Source organism: Mycobacterium sp. E3305 (genome assembly GCF_001666785.1).
GTDB lineage: Bacteria > Actinomycetota > Actinomycetes > Mycobacteriales > Mycobacteriaceae > Mycobacterium.
In genome coordinates this window covers 43,002-51,242 of sequence record NZ_LZJA01000023.1, presented here as the reverse complement: position 1 = coordinate 51,242, position 8,241 = coordinate 43,002, and the positions used below count along the sequence as shown (strand labels likewise).

Here is an 8,241-nt window from a genome sequence, read left to right as displayed (position 1 = left end):
ATCCACTCGGCCAGCACCGACGCCGTCGCCGCCACCCGCCGCGCCGTCTTACCCGACACCACCAACGTCGACACCCCCGGATCGGCGTCTGGCCGAACCGCCGGGGCGACGTCCTGGCCCTGCTCGATCACCACGTGCGCGTTCGTCCCGCCGAATCCGAACGAGGACACACCGGCCCGGCGCGGGTGCTCGCGGACCGGCCAACTGGTTTGAGTCCGAACGACTTTCATCCGCAACTCGTCGAACGGGATGTGCGGGTTCGGGCTTTCGAAGCGCTGGTTCGGCGGGATCTGGCCGCGCTGCACCGCGAGCACCGCCTTGATGAAGCCCGCGATGCCCGCGGCCGCCTCCGTGTGGCCGAGATTCGTCTTGATCGCGCCGATGAGCAGGGGGGCGTCCTCGGGACGTCCGCGGCCGAGCACCGTGCCGAGTGCTCGTGCTTCGATGGGGTCGCCCAATAGTGTTCCGGTGCCGTGTGTTTCGACGTAGTCGACGTCGCTGGGCTGCATCCCGGCGTTGCTGTAGGCGGCTCGCAGGACGGCCATCTGCGCCGCGGGGTTGGGGGCCATCAGCCCGTTGGACCGCCCGTCCTGGTTGATCGCCGAGCCGCAGATCACGGCCAGTACCCGGTCGCCGTCCCGCTGCGCGTCGGTCAGCCGCTTGAGCACCACGACCCCCGCGCCCTCGCCGCGGACGAACCCGTCCGCCGCTGCGTCGAACGCGCGGCACTTACCCGTCGGCGATAGGGCGCCCACCTGGTCGAAGCCGCGAAACACCGCCGGTGACAACAACAGATTCACGCCGGCGGCGATCGCCAACTGGGAATCTTCGGTCCGAAGGCTCTGGCAGGCCAGGTGGATGGCCACCAACGACGACGAGCACGCCGTGTCGACCGCCACCGAGGGGCCGCGCAGGTCGAGGAAATACGAGAGGCGGTTCGCGATGATGCTCATCGCTCCGCCGGTGTTGCTCCAGCCGTCCACCCCGCAGAAGTCGTTCGAGGCGATGGCCCCGTATTCGCTCAGGCATGCACCGGCGAAGACCCCGGTCTGTGACCGGCGCAACGAGCTTGGCGGAATTCCCGCATGTTCCAACGCTTCCCAGGCGACTTCCAGCAGCAGGCGTTGCTGGGGGTCCATCTTGTCGGCTTCGCTCGGGGAGATCTCGAAGAACTCCGCGTCGAAGGCATCGACGTCCGGCAGGAACGATCCCCAGCGCGTCGTCCGGGCGAGCGCCGCCGCCACGTCGGGTGAGCCGGACTCGAACGGCTGCCACCGTTCAGGCGGCACCTGACCGATCGAGTAACCGCGCTCGCAGAGGAATTTCCATAACGCCTCGGGCCCGGCAATGCCGGGGAATCGGCACCCCATTCCGATGACGGCGATCGGCTCGTCGAGTGAGTTACGAGCCGGGCGCTTGAGTGTGGCGTCCGGCTCCGGCTCGGACTCGGGCGCGGTGAGGTAGGCGGCCAGAGCGTTGATGGTCGGGTTTTGCCAGAAATCCACGGGGGATACCTTCTTGCCCAACAACTCTGACAGTTCGCCGGAGAGCACCACCACCTCGCGGGAACTAACGCCGAGGTCGGCCAACGACAGGTTGGGATCGACTTCGTCAGGGGTGCAACCGATGTTGGTCACCAAGTAGTCCACTAACCAGTGGCGGAGGTCGTCTTCGCCACCGATGCCTGACGTCATACCGTCACGTCCAGCCTTATGAATCCGTCGCTTTGGTAGCGCTCGACGCATGCCGAGCGCCGAACCTTACCGCTGGTGGTGATCGGGATGGATCCCGGTGACACCAGAACGAGGTCGGCGATGCGCACGCTGTGCGACTTCGAGATCGCCGACGTGACTTCGCGTTTCACCGAACGCAGGCGCAGCAGTGCCTCTTCCTCGGACGCTCCGCGCCCCTTCAGCTCGATGATTGCGACCAGTTGCTCGGTGATGTCGTCCGGCACCGAGATGGCCGCGACCCGGCCGCCGGTGATCTCCTGGATGGTTGCCTCGATGTCGTCGGGATAATGATTGCGCCCGTCGACGATGAGCAGGTCCTTGATGCGGCCCATGATGAACATCTCGCCGTCGGCGATGACGCCCAGGTCGCCCGTCCGCAACCATGGACCCTTCGGACAGCCCGGAGCCGGGTTGACCAGTTCGGCCTGGAAAACGCGTGCCGTCTGTTCCGGCTTTCGCCAGTAGCCCAGGGCCACGTGGTCGCCGCGCACCCAGATCTCCCCGACCGTGCCCGCGGGGCTCTCGGTCATCGTCTCGGGGTTGACGATTCGCATGGCGGCGGGATCGGGTGAGCCATAACTGATGAGCTCGGTGCCGACCATCCCCTCGGTCCCGCACGGTCGGGCCCGGCCGGCGGTCAAGTGCTCATAGTCGAACCGGACCGTCTTGAGCATGGTGCCGGGTTCGGGACCCCCCACGTACAGGGTCGCTTCGGCGAGGCCATAGCAGGGCCGGACCGTCGTCGGGCGCAGGTTGAAGGGGGCGAAGCGGTCGGTGAAGCGCTTGACGGTGGCCACGTGGATTCGTTCGCTGCCGCTGACGATCGTCTGCACTTCGGCGAGGTCGAGTCCCGCCATGTCGTCATCCGATGTCCGGCGCACCGCCAGTTCGAAAGCGAAATTGGGTGCCGCGGAAAAGCACTGACCATTGGTGGCAAGCATTTTCATCCAACGGGCCGGGCGTTGCAGGAACGCCATCGGACTCATCAGCACAGCGCTGCGGTTTGTCACCAGCGGCGCACAAACTCCCAGAATCAGCCCCATGTCGTGGAACAAGGGCAGCCACGACACCAGAGAAAGGTTTGCCGGGAGGTTTTCCGGTTCACCGAAGAAGGCGTACATACATTGCGTCACATTGGTGACGACATTCTTGTGCGACACGATCACGCCGGCCGGTGTGCGCGTAGAACCGGACGTGTATTGCAGATAGCCCGCACCCGACGCGAACTGCTGAGCGGGCGGCAGTTCGCGAGTGGATTCCAGGTCCAGCAGGTCGACTTCGATGACTAGTGGCGCGGGGTGGCCGTCCTGGCCGCAGGCGTACTTGTTGACGTCGCTGACCACGGCCGACGTGGTGAGAATGGCGACCGGATTGCAATCCCGCAGTACGGAGGAGATCCGGTCGTCGTGGACCCCGTAGAGCGGTGTGGACAGCGGAACGGCGATGAACCCGGCCTGTAGCGCGCCGAAGAAGGCCGCGACGTATTCCAGTCCCTGCGGCGCCAGGATGGCCGCACGGTCTCCGGGCGAGCCGCAGAGTGACAGCTCGTCAGCAATGATGCGGGCGCGGCGGTAAACCTGGGCCCAGGTGAGGCGCTCGGCAAACCCGGCGGGGTCTTGCTCATAGTCGATGAACGTGAAGGCGGTTGCGCCGGGCTGCCGCTCGGCTCGCTCCTGCAGCAAATCGGGGATGGACGTGTCGGTAACCGGCATTTGTGGCCCTTCCAGTTCGCTGACGCCGTTCGTGACGTGCACGCATCTCGCGTGCGGCGCGAAGAGCGGCTTCCCCGGTTACCGACAACCACTCTTGTGAAGCAACCTAAGCATTCTTTGCGGACGAGACCCTCCGATTTACAAAATCAAAAAGAGATGTAGCCCACACCACAGTGCCTGTCGGGGGCTGCGCTCCTGCCGAGATCTGTCTGGCGGATCTTGCACGATATATATGTAGTACGCGCCCGTGGCGTATGGTGCACCTGTTATACGAGTGACAAATAGTGATCAGACGGGTGAGGGCGACTCGGTTTGCACCGGGCGACAGGCTTGGGTCCGTTGTAGTCCCAGCGCCCGGTTTTGACAACCCCTGGCGGTGTGGATATCCGCGGCGGGATGCGACGCCGGCTCGTGTCCTGACCGAACGGCGGGTACCCAGCGGCCGGCCCCGCCGGCATCCCCGGCCGCGGGGAGTCGCCGCCGGCAAACTCGCGGGCGAAGCGGCAGCAGGGCCGCAGGCGGTCGGCCCGATCCGCTGACTGGCCTGCGGCCGCCCGCGCAGCTATCTACTCGTGCACCGGTCGAGGACCGCTTCCTCGATGTCTTTTGCGAGCTCTGGCAAATTGTTGTTCAGGTAGAAGTGGTCACCGGGAAACACCCGAATGCGGAAATCGTCGGTAGTGCGATCGCACCAGGCCAGCATGTTCTCCTCGGCCACGATGATGTCGTTGTCCCCGACGAACGCGTAGATCGGACACGACACCTTGACTTCCGGCGGGTGGGTATAGCCCGCGATCGCCCGGACGCTTTGCAGCGTGGGCAGGATCGTCAGGGCGAATTCATCGTTGGCAAGCAGCTCGGGGTTGGTGTCGGTCACCTGGGCGACGACGTTGAGGATGTCGCGGTCGGAGCCCTGCAGCTCCTTGTAGCGGATGTGGCCGGGCGCCGCACTCGACGACACGAACAGGGCGGAGACCGGTTGCCCGGCGGACTGGAACCTCAGTGCCACCTCGAAGGCCATCAGGCCGCCCATGCTGTGGCCGAAGAAGGCCAGCGGTGCATCGGCCGGCGCGGAAGGCGCCATCATCGAATAGATTTCGTCCGCGAGCGCGGGAATGCTCGGCAGCTGGGTCAGGCCCTTGGCGCGCCCGGGATATTGGACGGCGACGCGTCTTACGTCCGCAGAGAATGCCTTGGCGAATGGAACGTAATAGCTCGCCGATCCGCCCGCATGCGGGAATATATAAAGCGTCGGCGCGGGCTGTCGCGCGTTGCCGCTATCCGGGTCCGTGGGCCTGTTCACCGCGCCACCCTATCCCGAGGTGATTCGCCGCTCGCCGGTATCGCCACGGCGATATTCGCCCGCCTCGTCGGCCTGCGCGGCGCCGGCGCAGAAGTGCTGGAACAATCGAGCTTGTGATCCGATTGTCGCCCGATTTCTGGCGCTTTTCGCCTCGAATTTCCCGCGTGCCGGGGAGCGTGGGCGCCGCGACGCCGGGTGGCCGCGGGCAGCTGCCCGGGCGGATGGGGCCGGGGCGGTCAAATGTCCGACACACCGGCCCGCCACCGCTGTCACAAGGGCAACACCAGGCACACTGGTAACAACAGGATTTTGCAGACGCCAGGAGGATATGGCCGTGTACCGAGTCTTTGAAGCGCTCGACGAACTGAGCGCCATCGTTGAAGAAGCGCGCGGCGTTCCGATGACGGCCGGCTGCGTGGTGCCCCGCGGTGACGTGCTGGAACTGATCGACGACATCAAGGATGCGATCCCTGGCGAGCTTGACGACGCCCAGGACGTCCTCGACGCGCGTGACTCGATGTTGCAGGACGCCAAGTCGCACGCCGAATCCATGGTGTCCTCGGCGACCACCGAGTCGGAGTCGATGCTCAACCACGCCCGCGCGGAGGCCGACCGGCTGTTGTCGGACGCAAAATCGCAGGCCGACCGCATGGTGAGCGAGGCGCGCCAGCACAGCGAGCGGATGGTCGGTGAGGCGCGCGAGGAGGCGATGCGCATCGCCACCGCGGCGAAACGCGAGTACGAGGCCAGCGTCGGCCGCGCCCAGGCCGAGGCCGACCGGCTGCTGGAGAACGGCAACATCTCCTACGAGAAGGCCGTTCAAGAGGGCATTAAGGAGCAGCAGCGCCTGGTGTCGCAGAACAGCGTGGTAGAGGCCGCCAACGCCGAGGCCACCCGTCTGATCGACTCGGCGCACGCCGAGGCCGACCGGCTGCGCGGTGAATGCGACATCTACGTCGACAACAAGCTCGCCGAGTTCGAGGAATTCCTCAATGGCACGCTGCGCTCCGTCGGGCGCGGACGTCACCAGCTCCGGACGGCGGCGGGCACGCACGACTACGCGGTGCGCTGACGCCTGCGGGAGGCCGTGCCCTGGCATTATGCGGCGCGCGCCGTAGGATTTCTCCTATGACGCGGCAGCACAGCACCACCTCCCAGCGCCGTCTGAGCTCGCCGATGTCGATCGACATCACCAAGCTTGGGCGACGCCCGGGAGCGATGGTGACTTTGCGCAAGAGCGTGCCCAGCCCGTCGCGCATCGGGCTGGACATGATCGCCATCGCACAGGACGCGCCGTTGGATCTGGACCTGCAAATTCAGTCCGTCTCCGAGGGCGTCTTGGTGACCGGGACGGTGGACGCCCCCACGGTCGGCGAATGCTCCCGGTGCCTGACCCCGGTCAACGGTCGGGTGCAGGTCAGCCTGACCGAGCTGTTCGCCTATCCCGACAGCACGACGGAGGCGACCACCGAGGAGGACGAGGTCGGTCACATCGTCGACGACACCGTCGACCTCGAGCAGTCGATCGTCGACGCCGTGGGGCTGGAGCTGCCGTTCGCGCCCCTGTGCACGCCCGACTGCCCCGGGCTGTGTCCTGAATGCGGGATCGCGCTCGCGGCCGAGCCCGGCCATCGGCACGACCGCATCGACCCGCGGTGGGCCAAGCTGGCCGGCCTGTTTCCCGAGCCCGACGCGCCGCGGGGTGAGCAATGACGTCACGCCAGGAACTGCTCGACGCGCTCGGGGTCGAGCTCCCCGACGAGCTGCTCTCGCTCGCGTTGACGCATCGCAGCTATGCCTACGAGCACGGCGGCCTGCCCACCAACGAACGTCTGGAATTTCTCGGCGACGCCGTGCTGGGTCTGACCATCACCGACGAGCTCTACCACCGCCACCCCGACCGCTCGGAGGGCGACCTGGCCAAGCTGCGGGCCAGCGTCGTCAACACCCAGGCACTGGCCGACGTCGCCCGCAAGCTGTCCCCGGACGGCCTGGGCGTTCACCTGTTTCTCGGGCGCGGGGAGGCCAACACCGGCGGCGCCGACAAGTCGAGCATTCTGGCCGACGGGATGGAATCGCTGCTGGGCGCCATCTATCTGCAGCACGGGATCGACACCGCGCGCGAGGTCATCCTGCGGCTGTTCGGCGGGCTGCTGGACGCCGCGCCCACGCTGGGGGCCGGGCTGGATTGGAAAACCAGCCTGCAGGAGCTGACCGCCGCTCGCGGCATGGGCGCGCCGTCCTACGTCGTCACCTCCACCGGCCCGGACCACGACAAGGAGTTCACCGCGGTCGTCGTCGTGATGGACACCGAGTACGGGTCCGGGGTGGGGCGCTCCAAGAAGGAGGCCGAGCAGAAGGCCGCGGCGGCCACCTGGAAAGCGCTCGACGAGCTGGACCCGGCCGACAAGACGTCCGTCTAGATCGATGGTGATGACCCGCTTCGCCCGGCTTCGCCGCGCTTGCGATCATCACTAGGGCCGGTGGTGATGACCCGCTTCGCCCAGCTTCGCCGCGCTTGCGATCATCACTTGGGCCGGTGGTGATGACCCGCTTCGCCCGGTTTCGCCGCGCTTGCGATCATCACTAGGTGCCCGAGCTACCCGAAGTCGAGGTGGTGCGCCGCGGCTTGCAGGCCTGGGTCGTCGGCAAAACGATCACGGCCGTTCGGGTGCATCACCCGCGCGCGGTGCGCCGCCACGAGGCCGGCCCCGCCGACCTCACCGCCCGGCTGCTCGACGCGCGCATCACCGGCACCGATCGGCGCGGCAAGTACCTGTGGCTGCTGCTCGACGGCCCGGGGGACCCGGACACGGCCCTGGTGGTGCACCTCGGCATGAGCGGGCAGATGCTGCTGGGGCAGGTGCCGCGCGCCGACCACGTGCGCATCTCGGCCCTGCTCGACGACGGGACCGTGCTGAGCTTCGCCGACCAACGCACCTTCGGCGGCTGGATGCTCGCCGACCTGGTGAGCGTCGACGGCAGCGCCGTTCCGGCGCCCGTCGCACACCTGGCCCGCGACCCGCTGGACCCGCTTTTCGACCGCGACGCCGTCGTGAACGTCTTGCGGCGCAAGCACTCCGAGATCAAGCGGCAGCTCCTGGATCAGACCGTCGTGTCGGGCATCGGCAACATCTACGCCGACGAGGCGCTATGGCGGGCGAAGGTCAACGGGGCCCGGATCGCGGCGACCTTGAGCCGCCGCCGCCTGGGCGCAATCCTGGACGCGGCGGCGGACGTGATGCGCGACGCGCTGGCCCAGGGCGGAACGTCGTTCGACTCGCTGTACATCAACGTCAACGGCGAATCCGGCTACTTCGACCGGTCGCTGGACGCATATGGCCGCGAAGGGCAGAACTGCCGGCGCTGCGGCGCGGTGATACGCCGGGAGAAGTTCATGAACCGGTCGTCGTTCTACTGCCCGAGATGTCAGCCGCGCCCCCGCCTTTGAGCGTGCGAGCAGGGCTTTGAGTGTGCGCCCACGGCGGCGACA

The 8,241-nt window shown here is 67.0% G+C and carries 7 protein-coding genes; 4 read left to right on the top strand and 3 right to left on the bottom strand.

Going from position 1 to position 8,241, the window contains the following annotated elements; all coding sequences use genetic code 11:
• The 3 genes from A5701_RS02635 to A5701_RS02625 all read right to left on the bottom strand — a co-directional run.
• A partial coding sequence (locus tag A5701_RS02635) for a beta-ketoacyl synthase N-terminal-like domain-containing protein (RefSeq protein WP_231969105.1) occupies window positions 1-1,694 on the bottom strand: 1,694 nt, incomplete at its 3' end.
• A complete protein-coding gene (gene fadD26 / locus A5701_RS02630; protein ID WP_067748214.1) occupies window positions 1,691-3,445 on the bottom strand; it encodes a long-chain-fatty-acid--AMP ligase FAAL26/FadD26 in 1,755 nt (584 codons plus the stop codon). The genes fadD26 and A5701_RS02635, both read right to left, overlap by 4 nt.
• Before the next feature lie 562 nt (window positions 3,446-4,007).
• A complete protein-coding gene (locus A5701_RS02625; protein ID WP_067748204.1) occupies window positions 4,008-4,748 on the bottom strand; it encodes a thioesterase II family protein in 741 nt (246 codons plus the stop codon).
• A 334-nt stretch (window positions 4,749-5,082) separates the two neighbouring features.
• Here A5701_RS02625 and sepIVA point away from each other — a divergent pair, with 334 nt between their 5' ends.
• From sepIVA to mutM, 4 genes are all read left to right on the top strand, one after another.
• The gene (gene sepIVA / locus A5701_RS02620) at window positions 5,083-5,820 is read left to right on the top strand and encodes a cell division protein SepIVA (RefSeq protein ID WP_055405516.1); all 738 of its coding nucleotides are present in this window, start codon (window positions 5,083-5,085) and stop codon (window positions 5,818-5,820) included.
• A 56-nt stretch (window positions 5,821-5,876) separates the two neighbouring features.
• Window positions 5,877-6,461: a DUF177 domain-containing protein gene (locus A5701_RS02615; protein ID WP_197499236.1), complete on the top strand. Its 585-nt coding sequence runs from the start codon at window positions 5,877-5,879 to the stop codon at window positions 6,459-6,461.
• Window positions 6,458-7,171, top strand: coding sequence for a ribonuclease III (gene rnc / locus A5701_RS02610; protein WP_067748202.1), 714 nt, complete (start codon window positions 6,458-6,460; stop codon window positions 7,169-7,171). The genes A5701_RS02615 and rnc overlap by 4 nt, the downstream gene beginning before the upstream one ends.
• Window positions 7,172-7,338: 167 nt before the next feature.
• Window positions 7,339-8,199, top strand: a complete 861-nt coding sequence (mutM, locus tag A5701_RS02605; protein ID WP_067748200.1) for a DNA-formamidopyrimidine glycosylase — start codon at window positions 7,339-7,341, stop codon at window positions 8,197-8,199.
• The last annotated feature ends 42 nt before the right edge of the window (window positions 8,200-8,241 follow it).